An 18,548-nucleotide genomic window follows, 5' to 3' on the forward strand; every position below is an offset into this window, starting at 1 on the left:
GTATCTGCGCCGGGCACCAATCGCCGCACAGGAAAAGGAACGCGCCATGACCGAACAGCCCGGTATCGTCGTGACAGGGGCCTCTGGCCGCATGGGTCAAATGCTGATCCGCACGATTGCCGAAAGCGGCAAGGCCAGGCTGGTCGGCGCGATCGAACGGCCCGGCCACGACTGGATCGGCCGCGACGCGGGCGAGGCTGCGGGCATCGGCGCGCTGGGGGTTGCGGTCACGGACGACGCGGCCGCCGCGCTGAGTGGCGCGCAGGTGGTGGTCGACTTTACCGCCCCCGCCGCCACGCTGCGCTTTGCCGAACTGGCCGCGCAGGCGGGTGTGGCCCATGTGATCGGCACCACCGGGATGAGCGAGGATGAAATCGCCGCGCTTGCCCCCTTTGCCCGGCACACCGCCATCGTGCGCGCCGGCAACATGAGCCTTGGCGTCAACCTGCTGGCCCAGCTGACCCGCAAGGTCGCCGCCGCGCTGGACGAGGATTTCGACATCGAGGTGATCGAGGCCCACCACCACCACAAGGTCGACGCGCCTTCGGGCACCGCGCTGATGTTCGGAGAAGCCGCCGCCGAAGGTCGTGGAGTGACCCTTTCGGACGTGTCCGACCGGGGCCGCGACGGCATCACCGGCGCGCGCAAGCGGGGCGACATCGGATTCACCGCCATTCGCGGCGGCGACATCGTGGGCGAACATGACGTGCTGTTCGCCGGCCCGGGCGAACGGGTGATCCTGCGCCATGTCGCGACCGACCGGGGCATCTTTGCCCGGGGCGCCCTGCGCGCCGCGCTGTGGGCCTCGGGTCGCGAACCGGGGCAGTACGACATGATCGACGTTCTGGGGCTGTAAACCGCCCTAGAAATCGATGGCGAGGCCCTTCTTTTCCCAATCGCCATAGCGCACAGGCTCTGGCCCGTCGCGCCCGCCCAGTTCCACCGGCAGCGGCGGGCGCGCGGCCTCGGCCCGGCGGCGGTCGTCGGCTTCGGCCAGCGCGCGCTGCGCCGCTTCGGGCAGGGCGCTGCGGCGCTCGGCTTCCTGCGGATCGGGCGTGTTATCTGTAACGGTCATCGCGGCTTCCTTTGTGCTGGTTCCCTTGATATATGCCGCCGGTCCCGACGAACACCCCCGCAGGAAGGAAACAGCAACGTGGCAGACCCTCATACCTCGGCCCGGCAAAGCGCGATCTACCTGCTGGATCAGGTCCTGGGCGAAGGCCGGCTGCTGTCGGAATGCCTTGGCGCCGGGGCGCTGGATCACCTGGCCCCGCCCGAACGCGCCCGCGCCCAGCGGCTGGCGACGGATACGCTGCGCGGGCTGGAGCGCGCCGACAGGCTGTTGCAGAAACACCTGCGCAAGTACCCGCCGCTGACCGTGCGCAACGCGCTGCGCCTTGGCACGCTGGAACTGACACAGGGCGAGGCCGCGCATGGCGTGGTCAATTCGATGGTCCAGATCGTCAACCGCCACCGCCGCCACGGCGCGCTCAAGGGGCTGGTGAACGCGGTACTGCGCAAGGTCGCCGATGGCGCGCCCGAGGCATGGGAAACGCTGCGCCCCCCGCGCCTGCCGAAATGGCTGCGCGGTCCGCTGGTCTCTGCCTGGGGCCCCGATGCCGTTGCCGCGATGGAACGCGCGCATCTGGCCGGCGCCCCGCTCGACATCACGCCGCGTAATGACGCGACACTCGACATTCCTGGCGCCGTGGCGCTGCCCACCGGGTCGCTGCGGCTGGTCGAGGCCGGTCAGGTCTCGGCGCTGCCGGGGTACGACGCGGGCACATGGTGGGTGCAGGACGCCGCCGCCGCCCTGCCCGCCCGCCTGCTGAACACGCAACCCGGTGAATCGGTGCTGGATATGTGCGCGGCCCCCGGCGGCAAGACGCTGCAACTGGCAGCCGCTGGCGCCAAGGTCACCGCGCTGGATATCTCCGACTCGCGCATGGCCCGCGTGCGCGAGAACCTGTCCCGCTGCACGTTGGAAGCCGAAATTGTAGTGGGCGATGCCGTGGAGCACACGGGCACCTACGACGCGATCCTGCTGGATGCGCCCTGCTCTGCCACCGGCACCATGCGCCGCCACCCCGATCTGCCCCACGCCAAGGACGGCAGCGAGTTTGGCGAGTTGATCGAACTGCAAAGCCGGATGCTGGCCCACGCCTGGGGCCTGCTGAAACCAGGCGGTCGGCTGGTGTTCTGCACCTGCTCGCTGCTGCCCGACGAAGGCGAGGTTCAGGTCGAAGAGGCGCTGGCCATCCACCCTGACATGCGCGCCGACAGGGATGCCGCCGCCGCCTTGCCCGGCATCGCACCCGAGTGGATCACCGAAGAAGGCGGGCTGCGTCTGCGCCCGGATTACTGGGCCGATCAAGGCGGCATGGACGGCTTCTACATGGCGCTGCTGCACAAGGCTCCCTAGACAGCGGCAAACAAGGGGAGACTCGGGCCCGCCCAGACTGTATGCTTCGCCAAAGCGCCAGAGAGCGTAAGAGGCAGGGCAGATGTCGCACCCGAGAACACTGGCAGACCGGCGCACCCGGTTCCTGAACCGGCTATACGCGCGGCTGGCCCGGCGTCAGCCGGCAGCCACGGGATTCGTGTCGCAGCCCGAACCCCGCACCATCGGCAGCTTTGCTCGCGGTCGACAGCTGATCGCCGGGAATATCCTGTTCGCCGGGTATCTTGTGGAAAGCCCCGACACTGCACTCTGGGATGTCGAGGCCCCGAATGCCTCGTTCGACGACGAACGCCACGGGTTCGGCTGGCTCGACGATCTGGCCGCCGTGGGCGACCCGGCGGCGCGCGCCAAGGCTCAGCGCTGGGTCTGGGGCTGGATCGAGGCCTATGACAACGGCACCGGCCCGGGTTGGACACCGGATTTGACCGGGCGGCGGCTGATCCGCTGGATCAATCACGCGCTGTTCCTGCTGCGCGGACAGGACAAGGAGTCGGGCGATCTGTTCTTTCGGGCGCTGGCGCGGCAAATCTGGTTTCTGTCGCGGCGCTGGCAGGCGGCGGCCCCCGGCCTGCCCCGGTTCGAGGCGCTGACCGGGCTGATCTATGGAGGGCTGACGCTGGAGGGCAAGGAAGACATGGCCGACCCGGCCGTGCGCGCGCTGTCGCAGGAATGCGCGCGCCAGATCGACGCGCAGGGCGGGCTGCCCACCCGCAACCCCGAAGAGCTGCTCGAGGTGTTTACCCTGCTGACATGGGCCGCCGCCGCGTTGCATGATGCGGGGCGCGGCGTGCCCAACGCCCAGACGGCTGCCATCACCCGTATCGCCCCGACCCTGCGCGCACTGCGCCATGCCGACGGCTCTCTCGCCCGGTTCCATGGCGGCGGGCGCGGTGTAGAAGGCCGGCTGGATCACGCTCTGGCCGCCAGCCATGTGAAACCCGGCGCGCCCAAGGGCCTGACGATGGGGTTCGCCCGGATGAGCGCCGGGCGCACCAGCGTCATCATCGACGCCAGCGCCCCACCATCCGGGCCCGCCTCGTTCAACGCCCATGCCTCGACACTGGCCTTCGAGCTGACCTCGGGGCGGCGGCCCCTGGTGGTGAACTGCGGGTCCGGCGTGACCTTTGGCCGGGAATGGCGCCGGGCCGGGCGCGCGACGCCGTCACACTCCACGCTTTGCATCGAAGGCGCCTCGAGCGCGCGACTGGCCGCCCCCGAGCGTGGCATGACACAAGAGCTGCTGATCGACGGGCCCGAGCACGTGCCGGTCGAGATTTCGGAAATGTCGGACGGGCTGCGGTTTCAGGGCGGGCACGACGGCTTCGTCCAGCCTTTCGGCCTGACCCACGCGCGCACGCTTGATCTGTCCTTCGACGGGCGCGGGATGGCGGGCGAGGATATGCTGCTGACCATGGACAAGACGGCGCGCAAACGGTTCGACCGCGCGATGGATGCCGTCAACCTGACCGGGCTGACCTTTGCAATCCGCCTGCATCTGCACCCCGATGTGGATGCCACCGTCGATCTTGGCGGGGCGGCGGTGTCGATGGCGCTGAAGAGTGGCGAAATCTGGGTGTTCCGCCACGACGGTACATATTCACTGGACCTAGAACCCAGCGTCTACCTTGAAAAAGGCCGCCTGAAGCCGCGTGCGGCACAGCAGATCGTACTGTCGGGCCGCGCGATGGAGCCCGCCACCCGAATTCGCTGGTCGCTGTCAAAGGCACATGAAACCGCGATTGCCATCCGCGATCTGGCCAAGGATGATATTTCGTTCGAGGGGTGACGCCACAGGGGGCGCTGCCCCAACCGCCGGGAGGCGGCAGTAAGGGAAGGAGGGGCCCTGCCCCCGTCCCTTCGGGCCTCCCCCGGAGTATTTGTGGAATAATGAAGCGGGTCAGAAACCATACTCTTTGGGGTTCAAATATCCCCGCCGGAGGCATTGCGCGCAGCGCAATCTGCTGCCCTACCGCAAGGCGCGCCCCTTCACGATGGCGCTGGCGCCGAACCGGCCCCGCAAGGTGTCAGCGGCGCGTTCGGCCTGGGCGCGACGTGCTGCCTGCGGGTCGAGCAGATCACCAGAAAAATTTGCCTCGGACGCGGAGCAGAGATCGGACAAGCCGGTTCCGATCAAGCGGAAAGGCGCTTGCTGCGCCGACTGGTCGAAAACGGCGCGTGCCGTTCTGTAGATCGTGTCGGCAATCTGTGTCGGCTCTCGCAAGGTGACCCGGCGCGTCAGCGTGGTGTGATTGGCGCGTTTCAGCTTCAGCGTCACCACGCGCCCCGCCAATCCACGCGCCTTGGCGCGGTCCGATACCTTTTCCGCCAGGCGCCAGATGTGACCGTCAAGGATGTCCGGGTCGCCGGTATCTTCGTGAAAGGTGGTTTCATTCGAGATGGATTTCACCGGCTCGTGTGCCGAGACCCGGCGTTTATCCTCGCCCCGCGCGAGGTGCCAGAGTCGGTCGCCCATGGACCCGAATCGGCCCGACAGCGCCAGCCGGTCCCAGCGCAGCAGATCTGAAAACGTCCGGATGCCGGCCCGGTCCAGCGACTCCTGCGCGGAAGGCCCGATGCCCCAGATCAGGCGCACCGGCTTGTCGTGCAGAAACGCGCCCGTTTCCGCCTTGCCGATCACCGAAAAGCCGCGCGGTTTTTCGAGATCCGAGGCAACCTTGGCCAGAAACTTGTTGTGCGACAGGCCGATCGACCCGGTCAGCCCCAGTTCGGACTTCATGCGTTTCGTCAACCGCGCCAGCATCACGGCAGGCGGCGCGCCGTGCAGCCGTGCGGTGCCGCCGAGGTCCATGAAGGCCTCGTCCAGCGAGAGCGGCTGAATCGCCGGAGTCAGGTCTTCCATCATCGCGCGGATTTGGCGCGAGACCTCGACGTAGACATCCATGCGCGGCTTGATGATCACCGCCTCGGGGCAGAGCTTCAGCGCCTGAAACATCGGCATGGCCGAGCGGACGCCGCGAATCCGCGCGATATAGCAGGCGGTAGATACCACCCCGCGCTTGCCGCCGCCGATGATCACCGGCTTGTCCGCAAGGCTGGGATCGTCGCGCTTTTCAACGCTGGCATAGAAGGCATCGCAATCCATATGCGCGATCGAGAGGTCGAACAATTCGGCGTTCGCCACCATGCGCGGGCTGCCGCAGGACGGGCAGCGTCGGGCGGCATCGCAGGTCGACAGGCAATCGCGGCAGAGGGCAGGCATCGCAAGAACCAAACTTCGGGGCTACAGCTGCAGCGCGGGCCTTCCCGACGCGACGCGCGGCAGGGCTGGATGGCGGGGCTGCACGCCCTTATATCCGGCAAGTGCCCCTGGTGCCAGACCAGAGCGCACCGCAACACCGAAAGGCCCTGCCCCATGACCCGACCGCCAGATCATCGCGACATGGGACAGGAGTTCGCCGGGGCCAAGCTGATCCTGTTTCTGGGCGATGACTTGCTGGTGCTGCATCGGGACGATCGCACCGATATCCCGTTTCCCGATGGGCGCGATTTCCCCGGTGGCGGACGCGAAAACGCGGAATCGCCGGTGAGTTGCGCGTTGCGCGAAACCCGCGAGGAAACCGGGCTGATCCTTGCGCCCGGCGACATCTCGTGGGCCCGCGCGGTGCAACGCCCCCACGGGCTGGTCTGGTTCTTCGCCGCTCATTTGCCGGCGCGACGTGTCGGTGATGTTGTCTTTGGCGGCGAGGGGCAGGGCTGGATGTTGATGCGCCCCGACGCATATTGCGCCCATCCCAAGGCGATTCCGCCCTTTGTCGAGGTTCTCCGCGGTTATCTGGCGGACCGGGCTGACTGAACTCTCCGCCCGGTCGCGGGCCCTGTGCGCGATGCCCTATACGAAAGGCCCCCCGCTGCGAGGGCGGGGGGAGGTAACGAACCACAGGAAGAAAAGGTCCGTTGGGGGAGTGTCTCGCCCCTATCTTCCCGCGAAAGCTGTAAATTTGGAATCTTTTTAAGGCACCCCACCGGAATCCACGGAATGCTGTGGCACGTGGGGCACAGGTGGACAGTGTACAGCTAAGCCATTTCCTTAGACGGTTGCCAATTCGTCCAGAACCGCGCGGGCCGCGTCGCCCGGGTTGGCCGCGGCCCAGATCGGGCGCCCGACCACGATATGATCGGCCCCCGAGGCGACCGCGCTGGCGGGGGTTGCGACCCGCTTCTGATCGCCCAGATCGGCCCCAGCCGGGCGCACGCCCGGTGTCACGATCAACCGGCCCGCGGCACTCTCCAGCGCGCGAATGGCCGCCGCCTCGTTTGGCGAGGCTATGACACCGTCGGCCCCGGCCTCAAACGCGCGATGGGCGCGGTCGGTCACCAGCTTGTCTATTTCGCCCGGCACGATCAGGCTGGCATCCAGATCGGCCCGGTCCAGCGAGGTCAGGATGGTGACGGCAAGGATTTTCAAATCGCTGCCCGCCGCACCCTCTTTCGCGGCCCGCACCACATGCGGATCACCATGCACGGTCAGAAAATCCAGATCGAACTGCGCCAGCCCGCGCACCGCCTTTTCGACGGTGGCCGAAATATCGAACAGTTTCATGTCCAGGAAAATGCGTTTCCCCTGCTCCTGCTTCAGCTCGTTCGCGAGCGCGAGGCCGCCCCCTGTCAGCATCCCCAAACCGATTTTGTAAAAGCTGACCGACTCGCCCAGCTGTTCGGCAAGGGCAAGCCCCTGCACGGCGTTGGGCACATCAAGGGCAACGATCAGGCGGTCATCGGACATATCGGGGGCTCCTGTCGGGTAGGGTCGCGCCGGACCTAACCGAAGCGCGGAACTCTTGCCAGCCTCAATGCGTTGAACCCCGTCAGGCATAGGCATTCAGATATTTGCATCCACGCGGGAGAACATCATGGCGGACGAGCCGGAACGGGACGACACCCCAGAGACAACGAAATCGGAAGCGACGGCGCCCACTGAAATATCAAAACCCAAAAAATCGTCAATCAACGTTGCCCCGCTGATCGTGGGGATGGGCGTGGCGGTTGCAATCCTGATTGCCGTGGGCATGGGGTTCTCCGGCGATGACGACAATGCCGCCATGACAAGTACCGCACCGACCACCGAACAGCCGAATGCCGAAGAACAGGCTGAGGCCGGGGCGTCCGATGCCGCCGAGACCGAAACCGCCGAAGCGGACGCCGCTTCCGATCAGGCTTCCGAGCAGACCGAACAGACCGCAGCCAACGGCGATGCGGACGCCGAGACAGCAGAGACGGGCACTGAAGAGGACACCAACACGGCGGGGGCGGACACCACGCAGACGGATGCCGCCGAAACCGGTGAGACGCAGCAGGCCGATGCCGCGACCACCGATGACGCCGCAGACGCCGAGCAGACCGCCGCAGCCGAAACCGACGGTGCCGACGAACAGACCGCCGCAGCCGAAGGCACCGACGAGAGCGCCAACGATGCATCTGCTGAAGACAGCGCAACCGAGGCCCCGGCTGAAGGCAGCACCGCCGATACCGAAGTTGCCGCAGCCGAGCAGCCGGATACAGAGTCGGATACTGCAGCCGCGGAGAGCGCGCCCACAGGCGACACCTCAACTGCTGACAGCACCGAATCCGAGCAAACGGCTGACGCCAGCGAAACCAGCCAGCAGGATCCTGCAGCCACCGGTTCCGAAGGCGAAACCGAGCAGGCTGACGCGACCGATGCCACCGCAAGCGGCGCTTCGGCTTCGACCGAGCCGCAGCAGGCCGAGGCCACGGCCAACGCGAATGCCGCTATGGAAGAGCAGCAAGCGGCAGAAGCCACGCAACAGTCTGCCGAAGACAGCGCAGGGACCGACGCGTCTACTCCGGCTGAAAGCGCCGATGAAACCGAAACCGCAGCTGCGAATGCGGAACAAACCGGCACAGAGGCAACCGAAACCGCCAGCGCCGAAACGGGCCAACAGTCCAGCGAACCGGCCAGCGAATCGGAAAGCGCGACCGCGGCCTCGACCACAGAGTCTGGCGCCGCCGAAAGCGATGAGCAGCAGCCCCAGACCGCAGCAGCTGACGAAAGCGCAAGCGAGCCGACCGAAACCGCCGATGCATCGGATTCCGAAGACCCGGCCCCCGACGCCGATATGCACCTGAAGGCGCTTGAAGCCTCGGCCACGGCGGCATTGGACGCCTCGCGCGCCGCATCGAAAGCCGCGCAGGAAGCGGCCGAAGCGGCGGCCATGGCAGTGGATGCCTATCGCCGTGCCAGCGAAGCCAGCAAGGCGCTGAACGCCGGCGAATAACGCCGCCACAAACGACCTGAACAAAGGGCTGGCCAATGGGCCGGCCCTTTTTACGTTCTTCTCGCGCTCACAAGGTCTTGAAGCGCGCGCATCCGTCCCCAAATTGAACCCGAGGCCCAACTCAGGGGTGTGCCGCAAAGCCGGGCACCACATCAACCGGGCGCTTAACGAAGGAGAGCAAGATGGACTTGAACAAGTTCACCGAGCGGGCACGGGGTTTTGTGCAGGCCGCTCAGACGATCGCCATGCGCGATGGACACCAGCGTCTGGTGCCCGAACACCTGCTGAAAGCATTGATGGACGACGATCAGGGGCTGGCAAGCAACCTGATTTCGCGCGCCGGGGGCCAACCCGCCCGCGTGGTCGAGGTGCTGACCCTGAACCTTGGCAAGCAGCCAAAGGTCGGCGGCGATGCCGGGCAGGTCTACCTGGATTCCGCCACCGGCAAGGTGCTGGCCGAAGCCGAGAAACTGGCCTCGAAAGCTGGTGACAGTTTCGTGCCCGTCGAACGTGTGCTGATGGCGCTGTGCATGGTGAAATCCGGTGCCAAGGATGCGCTGGACGCAGGCAATGTCTCGGCCCAGAAGCTGAACGAGGCGATCAACGACATCCGCAAGGGCCGCACCGCCGACAGCGCCACCGCCGAAGATGGCTATGACGCGCTGAAGAAATACGCGCGCGACCTGACCGAGGCCGCCGAGCAGGGCAAGATCGACCCGATCATCGGCCGCGACGAGGAAATCCGCCGCGCGATGCAGGTGCTGAGCCGCCGGACCAAGAACAACCCGGTCCTGATCGGGGAACCCGGCGTGGGGAAAACCGCGATTGCCGAGGGGCTTGCCCTGCGAATCGTCAATGGCGACGTGCCGGAATCGCTGCGCAACAAGCGGCTGATGGCGCTTGATATGGGCGCGCTGATCGCCGGTGCGAAGTATCGCGGCGAATTCGAGGAACGGCTGAAATCCATCCTGACCGAGGTCACCGAGGCCGCGGGCGAGATCATCCTGTTCATCGACGAAATGCACACGCTTGTCGGCGCCGGCAAATCCGATGGCGCGATGGATGCGGCGAACCTGATCAAACCGGCCCTGGCCCGCGGAGAGCTGCACTGCATCGGCGCGACCACGCTGGATGAATACCGCAAATACGTCGAAAAGGACGCGGCCCTCGCCCGCCGGTTCCAGCCGGTGACGGTCAGCGAACCCACGGTCGAAGACACGATCTCGATCCTGCGCGGCATCAAGGAGAAATACGAGCTGCACCACGGGGTGCGGATTTCCGACAGCGCGCTTGTCTCGGCGGCGACGCTCTCGCATCGCTACATCACCGATCGCTTCCTGCCCGACAAGGCCATCGACCTTGTGGACGAAGCCGCCAGCCGCCTGCGGATGGAGGTGGATTCCAAGCCCGAAGAGCTGGACCAGCTGGATCGCCAGATTCTTCAGATGCAGATCGAGGTCGAGGCGCTGAAGCTGGAAGACGACACCGCGTCGAAGGACCGTCTGGAAAAGCTCGAACACGAACTGGCCGAACTGCAAGAGAAAAGCGCCGAGATGACCGCGCGCTGGCAGGCCGAGCGTGACAAGCTGGCCGGGGCCCGCGACCTGAAGGAACAGCTGGACCGCGCCCGCGCGGATCTGGAAATCGCCAAGCGCGAGGGCAACCTCGCCAAGGCGGGCGAGCTGTCGTACGGCGTGATCCCGCAGCTGGAAAAACAGCTGGCCGAGGCGGAAAACCGCGAGGAAAACGGCATGATGGTCGAAGAAGCCGTCCGCCCCGAGCAGATCGCCGCCGTGGTCGAACGCTGGACGGGTATCCCGACCAGCAAGATGCTGGAAGGCGAGCGCGAAAAGCTGCTGCGGATGGAGGATGACCTGCACCGCCGCGTGATCGGCCAGAACCTTGCGGTGACGGCCGTGGCCAATGCCGTGCGCCGCGCGCGGGCCGGGCTGAACGACGAAAACCGCCCGCTGGGCAGTTTCCTGTTCCTCGGGCCGACCGGCGTGGGCAAGACCGAGCTGACCAAGGCCGTTGCCGAATTCCTGTTCGACGACGATCAGGCCATGGTGCGCATCGACATGAGCGAATTCATGGAGAAGCACTCGGTCGCGCGGCTGATCGGCGCGCCTCCGGGCTATGTCGGCTATGACGAAGGCGGGGTGCTGACCGAAGCCGTGCGGCGGCGGCCCTATCAGGTCGTGCTGTTCGACGAGGTCGAAAAGGCGCACCCGGATGTGTTCAACGTGCTGTTGCAGGTGCTGGACGACGGCGTGCTGACCGATGGTCAGGGCCGCACCGTCGATTTCAAGCAGACGCTGATCATCCTGACGTCGAACCTTGGGGCGCAGGCCCTTAGCCAGTTGCCCGACGGCGCCGATGCGGCGCAGGCCAAGCGTGACGTGATGGATGCGGTGCGGGCCCACTTCCGCCCCGAGTTCCTGAACCGTCTGGACGAAACGATCATCTTCGACCGGCTGGGCCGGCAGGACATGGATGCCATCGTCGATATCCAGCTGCGCCGCCTGACGCGTCGTCTGGCCTCGCGCAAGATTACGCTGGACCTCGACCAGTCCGCCAAGACCTGGCTGGCCGACGAAGGGTACGACCCGGTGTTCGGGGCACGCCCGCTGAAGCGCGTGATCCAGAGCGCGTTGCAGAACCCGCTGGCCGAACAGCTGCTGGCCGGTGACATCCTTGACGGCACCACCGTCCCGGTCACCGCAGGCGCCGAAGGCCTGATCATCGGCGACCGCGTCGCGGCCACCAACCGCCCCCGCCCGGACGACGCCGTCGTTCACTGAGGGGTGCGAGAGAAACGAGAAAGCCCGCCGGTTTGGCGGGCTTTTTTCGTTGCAATCACCGGAATACGAAACCCAACTCACCTGCAAACATTTTTATTACTTACAATCAATGCCTTAAATATGACTCCTGACGCCCAATCGTCCCTACGGATGAAATATGTTACATATTACCTTGCGAATCAGACCCGTCCCACCTAAAAGGATATATGTTACATATTCCTGGAGGCCATCGATGATGCCGGTAGTTAGATTGAACGACGCAACTTTCGCCGACCTGAGTACTTTACGAACATGGCTAGGCACCAAAACCCCAAGCGAAACCATCGACATTATCGTAAGAGAAGCGCTGAGCAACCTTGATATAGAGGGTGAAGGTTTTGATTACGATACCGCATCAGAACAAGATGAGGACGTAATGCGGTTTGAATCTTCGCCCGGTTTAACTTTCACGAAGCCATTAGTTGCCAACGTCAGAGGAACAAGCATCCACAACCCCAAGTGGTCCTCAATACTGATTGCGCTAGTTACAGAACTGCATTCGGATGGACTAAGGGGGGATAAACTCGTTGAAGAACTAAATGTACCTTCCAAGTCACACAAATACGAGTCAGAAGGCTTCAAATTCTACTCAAAGTTGGGCATCTCTATTCAGGGGCAATCTTCTGAGGATGCATGGAAAGAAATAGAAAGACTGTCTAAAAAATGGCAAGTGCCGGTTAGCGTGGAATTTATGTGGAGATACAACCCAAAAGCCAGGTACCCTGGCAAGCGCGGAATTATTCAGGCTTCTTGAGTAATCTGATGGCGTGTCTGGGACTGCACGCAAATTTCTGCAATCCTAGACACGACAGACAACCATATCACTTCTATGCAATGAAACGAATGACTTTTGACCGCGCATTGAATGCAGGTTAAAAGTCCAAGAAAGCTCAGATTACTCCGACGCCCCTAAAACGGCGCCTTCACCCGGAACGACAGCGACCGGCCTCCATCCGGGTGTTTCAGGCGCAACTCTTCCGCGTGGAGCATCATGCGGTCGTGGTTCAGGGCCTCTCCGCTGGCATAGAGCGGGTCGCCTAAGATCGGGTGGCCGAGCGAGAGCATGTGGACGCGCAGCTGGTGGCTGCGGCCGGTTTTCGGGAACAGGCGGATGCGGGTGCTGTCGCCTTCGTGGCGCACCACGCGCCAGTCGGTCAGGGCGGCGCGGCCCTGTTCGTGATCAACCTTCTGGCGCGGGCGGTTTTCCCAATCCACGCAGAGCGGCAGATCGACGGTACCGCTGCGCGGTTCGACCCGCCCGGCGACGCGGGCGTGATAGGTTTTCCGCGTCATCCGCTTTTCGAATTGCAGCCCAAGGTGGCGCTGGGCGTGGGCCGTCAGCGCAAAGACCATCACGCCCGAGGTATCGCGATCCAGCCGATGCACCAGCAGCACCTGAGGAAACGCCCCCGCAAGGCGTGAGATCAGGCAATCGGCCAGATGCTCGCCTTTGCCCGGCACCGACAAGAGCCCGGCGGGTTTGTTCACCACCAACAGGTCGGCATCTTCGTGCAGGATGTCCAGCGGCGTGTCGGGCGGGGTATATTCCGAGGAAACGGGCATGGGCGACGGGTTAGCCCGGCCCGGTACAAACGGCAAGCCTGCCCCGCCGCCACGTCAGCCTTGCGCGAACGGGGTGCACGCGGTCAGGCTGCTGTCAGGAGGACCAAAGATGCACCCCACGATCACCCTGATGCAAGAGGTCGTCGCCAGCGGCGATGACAGCCGGATCGCCGACCTTCTGGCCGAAAACGTCAAATTCATGCCACCAACCTATTACGCCACATGGACGGGCCGCGCCCCGGTGGCCGCCGTGCTGGGCCATGTCGGGCAGGTGTTCAGCGATTTCAGCTATCGCCGCGTGATGGGCGAAGGCAAGGACTGGGCCTTGGAGTTCCAGTGCAAGATCGGCGATCTGGATGCCGTCGGCGTCGACCTGATCACGCTGGACGACGACGGGCTGATCGAAACCTTCGAGGTCGCCATGCGCCCGCTGAAATCCGTCGCCGCCCTGCGCGAGGCGATGAACGCCCGCGTCCAGACCGATGCCCGGTTTCTTGAGTTCCGCAAGGCGCTGACCTAACCCATGGGTAAGATTCGGCATGGTTTGGCCGCCCAAACTTTCGTTTTGGGTAAGGTTATGTCAGCACCATTGACATAATCGTTCAAACCGCCAATCTGGCCCGACTGGGGAGCGGGATTCGCGGAGGACAGCCATGCAGTGGGACCAGATATTCGCAAAACGGGCCAGCCGGATGAAGGCATCCGAGATTCGCGAGCTGCTGAAGCTGCTGGATCAGCCCGATATCATCTCTTTCGCCGGGGGCATCCCCGACCCGGCGCTGTTTCCCGCACAGGCCGTGGCCGAGGCGACCGCGACGGCCTTTGCCGAACGCGGCACCACCGCGCTGCAATATTCGGTCAGCGAAGGCGACGCGCGCCTGCGCGCGTGGATCGCCGGGCAGATGGCGGAACTGGGCGTGCCCTGCGGGATCGAGAATATCATCATCACCTCGGGGTCGCAGCAGGCGCTGGATTACCTGGGCAAGTTGCTGTTGTCGCCGGGTGATACGGCGCTGGTGGGCTGGCCCACCTACCTGGGCGCGCTGGGGGCGTTTAACGCCTATGAACCGCGCTATGACAAGCTGGACCCGGACACCAACCGCGATTTCAACGACTATGCCACGGCCGCGCAAGAGGCCGGCGGGCGGGTAAAATTTGCCTATATGTCGGTGGATTTCGCCAACCCCACGGGCCGCACGATGGATCGCGCCGCGCGCGAGCGGATGATCGACATGGCGGACGAGTTGGACATGGCGCTGATCGAGGATGCCGCCTATCAGTCGCTGCGCTATGACGGCGAGCCGATCCCGCCGATCCTTGCGCTGGAGATCGCGCGCAAGGGCAGCATCGACGCAGCGCGCACCATCTATTGCGGGTCGTTTTCCAAGACGCTGGCGCCGGGGCTGCGCGTCGGCTGGGTCTGTGCGGCCAAGCCGGTGATTTCCCAGCTGGTGCTGATGAAACAGGCCGCCGATCTGCATTCCTCGACCCTGAACCAGATCGTGATCGACCGCGTGGCGCGCGACATCTTCGATGACCATGTCGCCAAGCTGCGCGCCACCTACTCCGCCCGGCGTGACCGGATGCTGGCCGCGCTGGAGCATCACATGCCCGAAGGCGTCAGCTGGACCCGGCCTGATGGCGGCATGTTCATCTGGTTGACCCTGCCCGAGCATATGGACGGGGCCGATTTGCTGGCGCGCGCGGTGCGTGATTATCGCGTGGCCTTTGTGCCCGGCGGGGCCTTCTATGCCGATGGCAGCGGGCGCAATCATCTGAGGCTGAGTTTCTCGCTGGCCGATGATGCCACAATAGATACAGGCATCGCGCGGCTGGGCGAATTGCTGCGCGGCGCGGGGTAGAACCCCTCGAATTCGTCATAAATGCACCATATTATCGGGTATGACGACACTGTACCCAACCAGAAGGTTTGCCTTTATGCGCGTTTCAACCCGATATTTCAGCTCGACCGCCCTGGTGCTGGCGCTGGCATCGCCCGCCTATGCCGATATCACCGCCGATGACGCCTGGATGGCGCTGCGCGCCAATATGGATGCGATCGGCGGCGAGCTGAACGTGACAAAGGCGCAGAACGGCGACTCGCTGACGATCACCGATACCACCTGGGCTTTTGATCTGCCGTTTGACGGCGGCCGGATCGAGATCGACATGGCCGACACCACCTTCACCGAAAATGGCGATGGGACGGTGACGCTGAGCTATCCAAACCCTGCGACCTATGCGGTTCGCGTGAGCCCCACGGACGAGGAACCCTTTTCCGCAACCATGGACATCGCTTTTGAAAACAGTGCCATGTCAGCAAGCGGCACGCCGCAGGACGTGACCTTCGATTTCGCCATGGACCGCATGACCATGGCGTTGACGCAGATCGATTTCGAAGACAAGGAAGATGCCGAAATCGACATGACCGGCACGCTCGATGCCTACAAGGGCCAGATGCGCGTTGAAATCGGCAGCCAGGTGCACACCTCGGTTTGGGGCGAAACCGGGCCGCAGGACGTGAAATTCACCATGAACAATACGGGTGGAGAGACTCCCGGCAGCATGGAGCAGAGCTCGGGCCACGAAAGCTCGCGCACGGAAATGACGATGGTTCTGCCCAAGGGCGGCATGGCGTTCACCAATCTGGCCGCTTCGCTGGAACAGGGCATGACGCTGGATATCAAGGCCACCCTGACGGGCTATTTCAACAACCAGACGATGCAGGCCAATGGGCAGGTCGTGTCGCAGCAGGATCAGAGAAGCGACACCTACGATATTCAGGTCGGTCTGGGTCGCGACGGGATCAAGATGGTGGGCGACGCAACGGGCATCGACGGCACCGTGACGATCCCGCAGGTCTTCCCGCTGCCGATCACCTACGCCGCGGAATCGGCGGGCGGCGAATTGTCCGCTCCGGTCAGCGCGGGCGAGGCGATTCAGGATGCTTCGGTCGTGATGAACCTGACTGGCGTGACGCTGGCGGAAACCCTTTGGTCGATGGTGGATCCGAACCAGGCACTGCCGCGCGATCCGATGACTATCTCGCTGGATTTGGATGCCAAGGTGCGCAACCTGATCGACTGGTTCAACTTCACCGAAGTGGCCAAGCTGGACGAGGCTGATACCCCGCCGGCCGAGTTGCACGGGCTGACACTGAACGGGCTGAAGATTGATATGGTTGGCGCGACGCTGACGGGGGAAGGCCAGATGGCGTTCGATAACTCCGATATGGAAACCTTTGGCGGCTTCCCTGCTCCCTCTGGCACCGTCGATCTGGCTTTGCAGGGCGGCAACGCGCTGATGGACAAGCTGGTCGAGATGGGACTGCTGCCCGAGCAGCAGGCGATGAGCGCGCGCATGATGATCGGCATGTTCGCCAAGCCCGACCCCGAAGCGGGCGACGATGCGCTGCAATCCACGCTGGAAATCACGCCGAACGGCGAAGTTCTGGCCAACGGTATGCGCATCCGCTGATGCGCCCGTGGGGGCTGCCCAGCGCGGCCCCCTACTGCGCGCGTTGCGGCAGATCGTCGGCGATGTCGTAATAGTCGCCCTTGTCCGCAACAAAAATATGCCGCCCCAGCTGCGTTCCCGTGGGAGCCTCCAGCGCGCCCATGGCGACCGAAATCTGCGCCTCGTCCCGGTGTTTCCAGAATAGGAACGCGCCACATCGGTTGCAGAACCCGCGTTTCGCAATGTCTGAACTGTCGTACCAGGTCAGCGTCGCATCCTTGGTGAAGGCAAGCGCAGTTTCGGCCACAGGCGCCGACGCCCAGACATGGCCAGATTGCTTGCGGCACTGTCCGCAGTGGCAGGCCGAGGCCGGCGGCAGCGGGCCTTCGACGGTGAAGGCTACGCCGCCGCAATTGCAGGTTCCCGAAATCATACGCTCAACTCCCTTGTGACGGTGCGGTACTGACGCCCAGCAGCACGCCGTAGATGACGAAACAGATACCAAGGCAGCGCCGGAACCACGTGTTGAACACGGCGCCCAGCGCAGCCCGGCCCAACCCGGCGCCAAGCGCCGTGAATGTGGTGTAAGACAGCGCCGTCAGCGTCAGGGCAGTCGGCACGATTACCAGCATCTGATCAGCGATCGGAACGTCGGGCTGCACGAATTGTGAAAAGGCGGCCAGATAGCCCGCCACGCTTTTGGGGTTGATCGTCGCCACAGCCAGAGCGTGCAGATACACGTGGCGCGCTGGACGGTCTGACGTCTTTGGAGGCCGGGTTGCATTGATCCAGGTGCGCACGCCCATCCACACAAGAAACGCCGCGCCAACCAGTTGCGCGATTCGGAAAGCGGTCGGCGAATGGGCGATCAGTGCAGTGACCCCCAAAGCCGAAAAGATCAGGAATGCCGTTGCCTGGGTCAGAATGGCAAGCACCCCGATCATGGCGCGTCGCATACCAAGGGTCATGCCGTTGGTGATGCAATTCACCGCGTTCGGCCCCGGAGTTGTAACGAAAACCACCCAAAACAGTGTGAAGACGGTCCATGCCTGAAAACTCACCCGCAATCCCCTTTTGCACTCCGACCCTGTTTTCACCGATCCAGACCCAGGCAGCAAGGGCGCGCCACCACTTGGGTCACGGGACAGAGGCAAGGGGGCAAGAAATTATTTCAAATAATTTCCCGGTTCTCCGAACCGACAAAATTTTTATCAAAAATTTTACCATCGCCCGGGGCTGGGGCTGAACCATCAAGGCTGGCGGGGTAGTATACGCGCAGGCGAGACAATACGGATGACCCCTATGTGCCTGACTGCCGAAATGCTGGCCCTGTTCCTGAACCTGCTGGACCCGACTCGGGTCAGCACCGAGTCGGGTCAGATCACCGTTCACGCGACCGAGGGCGATGTGATCTGGACCCGGCAAGGCACGCAGTGGTGTACCGATGCGCCAGGGTCCGGACGCTAGCGCGCAAAGGTGGCCTGCAGGATGTCAGCAAGGGCCTCGGCATCTTCCTGTGTGAAGGCGTCCGGCGTGTTGCTGTCGATATCGAAAACCCCGATCACCTCTTGCCGAGCGTTGAAGACCGGCAGAACAAGCTCTGACCGCGTGGACGAGGCACAGGCGATGTGGCCCGGAAAGGCATCGACATCGGGCACCAGTTGCACCTGCCCTGTGCGGGCCGCCGCGCCGCAGACACCGCGCGAAAAGGGAATGCGCAGGCAGCCGTGGCCGCCTTGGTACGGCCCGATCCGGAGCTCCTCGGGATCGGTCACCCTGTAGAATCCCGTCCAGTCAAAGCGGTCGTCGCTGTGGTGCACCTCGCAAGCGACAGTGGCCATCAGCGCAACTGAATCGTCTTCCCCTTCGGTCAAGGCCGCGACGGTCTGGCGCAAGTCGGCGTAATTCACACGGGTCATTCTGGTCTCCGCATCTGCTTTTCCGCGCCATAGCAGCTATGAGCCTATCTTGCAG

Annotated in this window: 18 protein-coding genes; 11 read left to right on the forward strand and 7 right to left on the reverse strand. The window is 64.1% G+C overall.

The window, feature by feature from the left end; translation table 11 throughout:
• The first annotated feature begins 46 nt into the window (after positions 1-46).
• Entirely contained in the window at positions 47-856 is an 810-nt protein-coding gene (gene dapB / locus FGK64_RS17000; RefSeq protein WP_138865056.1) for a 4-hydroxy-tetrahydrodipicolinate reductase, read from the forward strand.
• A gap of 6 nt (positions 857-862) precedes the next feature.
• Here the strand turns inward: dapB and FGK64_RS17005 are convergent, their stop codons facing one another.
• The gene (locus FGK64_RS17005; protein ID WP_138865057.1) at positions 863-1,075 is read right to left on the reverse strand and encodes a DUF1674 domain-containing protein; all 213 of its coding nucleotides are present in this window, start codon (positions 1,073-1,075) and stop codon (positions 863-865) included.
• A 78-nt stretch (positions 1,076-1,153) separates the two neighbouring features.
• Here FGK64_RS17005 and FGK64_RS17010 point away from each other — a divergent pair, with 78 nt between their 5' ends.
• Together FGK64_RS17010 and FGK64_RS17015 are read left to right on the forward strand one after the other, a co-directional pair.
• Entirely contained in the window at positions 1,154-2,422 is a 1,269-nt protein-coding gene (locus FGK64_RS17010) for an RsmB/NOP family class I SAM-dependent RNA methyltransferase (RefSeq protein WP_138865058.1), read from the forward strand.
• An 82-nt stretch (positions 2,423-2,504) separates the two neighbouring features.
• Positions 2,505-4,247 carry a heparinase II/III family protein gene (locus tag FGK64_RS17015; RefSeq protein ID WP_138865059.1) on the forward strand — a complete coding sequence of 581 codons (1,743 nt, stop codon included), beginning with the start codon at positions 2,505-2,507 and terminating at the stop codon, positions 4,245-4,247.
• 180 nt (positions 4,248-4,427) lie between these two features.
• Here the strand turns inward: FGK64_RS17015 and FGK64_RS17020 are convergent, their stop codons facing one another.
• Positions 4,428-5,681: a DNA polymerase IV gene (locus tag FGK64_RS17020; protein ID WP_138865060.1), complete on the reverse strand. Its 1,254-nt coding sequence runs from the start codon at positions 5,679-5,681 to the stop codon at positions 4,428-4,430.
• A gap of 153 nt (positions 5,682-5,834) precedes the next feature.
• Between FGK64_RS17020 and FGK64_RS17025 the strand changes: the two genes are divergently transcribed.
• Entirely contained in the window at positions 5,835-6,275 is a 441-nt protein-coding gene (locus FGK64_RS17025) for an NUDIX domain-containing protein (RefSeq protein ID WP_246057805.1), read from the forward strand.
• A 234-nt stretch (positions 6,276-6,509) separates the two neighbouring features.
• Here the strand turns inward: FGK64_RS17025 and pyrF are convergent, their stop codons facing one another.
• Positions 6,510-7,205, reverse strand: a complete 696-nt coding sequence (gene pyrF, locus FGK64_RS17030; RefSeq protein WP_138865061.1) for an orotidine-5'-phosphate decarboxylase — start codon at positions 7,203-7,205, stop codon at positions 6,510-6,512.
• Positions 7,206-7,332: 127 nt separating this feature from the next.
• Between pyrF and FGK64_RS17035 the strand changes: the two genes are divergently transcribed.
• The 3 genes from FGK64_RS17035 to FGK64_RS17045 all read left to right on the forward strand — a co-directional run bounded on the left by FGK64_RS17035 (position 7,333) and on the right by FGK64_RS17045 (position 12,309).
• On the forward strand, positions 7,333-8,715 hold the full coding sequence (locus FGK64_RS17035) for a midas domain-containing protein (RefSeq protein WP_138865062.1): 1,383 nt from the start codon (positions 7,333-7,335) through the stop codon (positions 8,713-8,715).
• 182 nt (positions 8,716-8,897) lie between these two features.
• A complete protein-coding gene (gene clpB, locus FGK64_RS17040) occupies positions 8,898-11,516 on the forward strand; it encodes an ATP-dependent chaperone ClpB (protein ID WP_138865063.1) in 2,619 nt (872 codons plus the stop codon).
• 232 nt (positions 11,517-11,748) lie between these two features.
• Positions 11,749-12,309, forward strand: a complete 561-nt coding sequence (locus FGK64_RS17045; RefSeq protein ID WP_138865064.1) for a T4SS efffector SepA family protein — start codon at positions 11,749-11,751, stop codon at positions 12,307-12,309.
• 155 nt (positions 12,310-12,464) lie between these two features.
• On the opposite strand, the gene FGK64_RS17050 is transcribed toward FGK64_RS17045, so the two are convergent.
• Positions 12,465-13,118 (reverse strand): RluA family pseudouridine synthase, encoded by a 654-nt coding sequence (locus tag FGK64_RS17050; protein ID WP_138865065.1) that lies wholly within the window; start codon positions 13,116-13,118, stop codon positions 12,465-12,467.
• Positions 13,119-13,227: 109 nt separating this feature from the next.
• Between FGK64_RS17050 and FGK64_RS17055 the strand changes: the two genes are divergently transcribed.
• From FGK64_RS17055 to FGK64_RS17065, 3 genes are all read left to right on the forward strand, one after another.
• A complete protein-coding gene (locus FGK64_RS17055; RefSeq protein ID WP_138865066.1) occupies positions 13,228-13,638 on the forward strand; it encodes a nuclear transport factor 2 family protein in 411 nt (136 codons plus the stop codon).
• Between the two features lie 133 nt (positions 13,639-13,771).
• Positions 13,772-14,980, forward strand: coding sequence for an aminotransferase-like domain-containing protein (locus tag FGK64_RS17060; protein WP_138865067.1), 1,209 nt, complete (start codon positions 13,772-13,774; stop codon positions 14,978-14,980).
• Positions 14,981-15,056: 76 nt separating this feature from the next.
• Positions 15,057-16,595, forward strand: a complete 1,539-nt coding sequence (locus tag FGK64_RS17065; protein ID WP_171054123.1) for a DUF2125 domain-containing protein — start codon at positions 15,057-15,059, stop codon at positions 16,593-16,595.
• Between the two features lie 31 nt (positions 16,596-16,626).
• On the opposite strand, the gene FGK64_RS17070 is transcribed toward FGK64_RS17065, so the two are convergent.
• Entirely contained in the window at positions 16,627-17,007 is a 381-nt protein-coding gene (locus FGK64_RS17070; RefSeq protein ID WP_138865069.1) for a GFA family protein, read from the reverse strand.
• A gap of 4 nt (positions 17,008-17,011) precedes the next feature.
• Entirely contained in the window at positions 17,012-17,635 is a 624-nt protein-coding gene (locus FGK64_RS17075; protein ID WP_138865070.1) for a LysE family translocator, read from the reverse strand.
• A gap of 241 nt (positions 17,636-17,876) precedes the next feature.
• Between FGK64_RS17075 and FGK64_RS22230 the strand changes: the two genes are divergently transcribed.
• Positions 17,877-18,041: a hypothetical protein gene (locus FGK64_RS22230; RefSeq protein WP_171054124.1), complete on the forward strand. Its 165-nt coding sequence runs from the start codon at positions 17,877-17,879 to the stop codon at positions 18,039-18,041.
• Here the strand turns inward: FGK64_RS22230 and FGK64_RS17080 are convergent.
• Positions 18,038-18,493: a GAF domain-containing protein gene (locus tag FGK64_RS17080; protein ID WP_138865071.1), complete on the reverse strand. Its 456-nt coding sequence runs from the start codon at positions 18,491-18,493 to the stop codon at positions 18,038-18,040. The genes FGK64_RS22230 and FGK64_RS17080 overlap by 4 nt on opposite strands.
• Positions 18,494-18,548: the final 55 nt, after the last annotated feature.

It is taken from the genome of Arenibacterium halophilum, from assembly GCF_005938225.1.
Lineage (GTDB): Bacteria > Pseudomonadota > Alphaproteobacteria > Rhodobacterales > Rhodobacteraceae > Arenibacterium > Arenibacterium halophilum.

Excerpts from the sequence above, each read along its gene's own strand:
- FGK64_RS22230 (WP_171054124.1), top strand. The coding sequence starts at position 17,877 with ATGTGCCTGACTGCCGAAATGCTGGCCCTGTTCCTGAACCTGCTGGAC.
- FGK64_RS17020 (WP_138865060.1), bottom strand. The coding sequence starts at position 5,681 with ATGCCTGCCCTCTGCCGCGATTGCCTGTCGACCTGCGATGCCGCCCGA.
- FGK64_RS17005 (WP_138865057.1), bottom strand. The coding sequence starts at position 1,075 with ATGACCGTTACAGATAACACGCCCGATCCGCAGGAAGCCGAGCGCCGC.
- FGK64_RS17015 (WP_138865059.1), top strand. The coding sequence starts at position 2,505 with ATGTCGCACCCGAGAACACTGGCAGACCGGCGCACCCGGTTCCTGAAC.
- clpB (WP_138865063.1), top strand. The coding sequence starts at position 8,898 with ATGGACTTGAACAAGTTCACCGAGCGGGCACGGGGTTTTGTGCAGGCC.
- FGK64_RS17055 (WP_138865066.1), top strand. The coding sequence starts at position 13,228 with ATGCACCCCACGATCACCCTGATGCAAGAGGTCGTCGCCAGCGGCGAT.
- FGK64_RS17035 (WP_138865062.1), top strand. The coding sequence starts at position 7,333 with ATGGCGGACGAGCCGGAACGGGACGACACCCCAGAGACAACGAAATCG.
- dapB (WP_138865056.1), top strand. The coding sequence starts at position 47 with ATGACCGAACAGCCCGGTATCGTCGTGACAGGGGCCTCTGGCCGCATG.
- FGK64_RS17080 (WP_138865071.1), bottom strand. The coding sequence starts at position 18,493 with ATGACCCGTGTGAATTACGCCGACTTGCGCCAGACCGTCGCGGCCTTG.
- FGK64_RS17060 (WP_138865067.1), top strand. The coding sequence starts at position 13,772 with ATGCAGTGGGACCAGATATTCGCAAAACGGGCCAGCCGGATGAAGGCA.
- FGK64_RS17065 (WP_171054123.1), top strand. The coding sequence starts at position 15,057 with ATGCGCGTTTCAACCCGATATTTCAGCTCGACCGCCCTGGTGCTGGCG.
- FGK64_RS17045 (WP_138865064.1), top strand. The coding sequence starts at position 11,749 with ATGATGCCGGTAGTTAGATTGAACGACGCAACTTTCGCCGACCTGAGT.
- FGK64_RS17050 (WP_138865065.1), bottom strand. The coding sequence starts at position 13,118 with ATGCCCGTTTCCTCGGAATATACCCCGCCCGACACGCCGCTGGACATC.
- FGK64_RS17025 (WP_246057805.1), top strand. The coding sequence starts at position 5,835 with ATGACCCGACCGCCAGATCATCGCGACATGGGACAGGAGTTCGCCGGG.
- FGK64_RS17070 (WP_138865069.1), bottom strand. The coding sequence starts at position 17,007 with ATGATTTCGGGAACCTGCAATTGCGGCGGCGTAGCCTTCACCGTCGAA.
- pyrF (WP_138865061.1), bottom strand. The coding sequence starts at position 7,205 with ATGTCCGATGACCGCCTGATCGTTGCCCTTGATGTGCCCAACGCCGTG.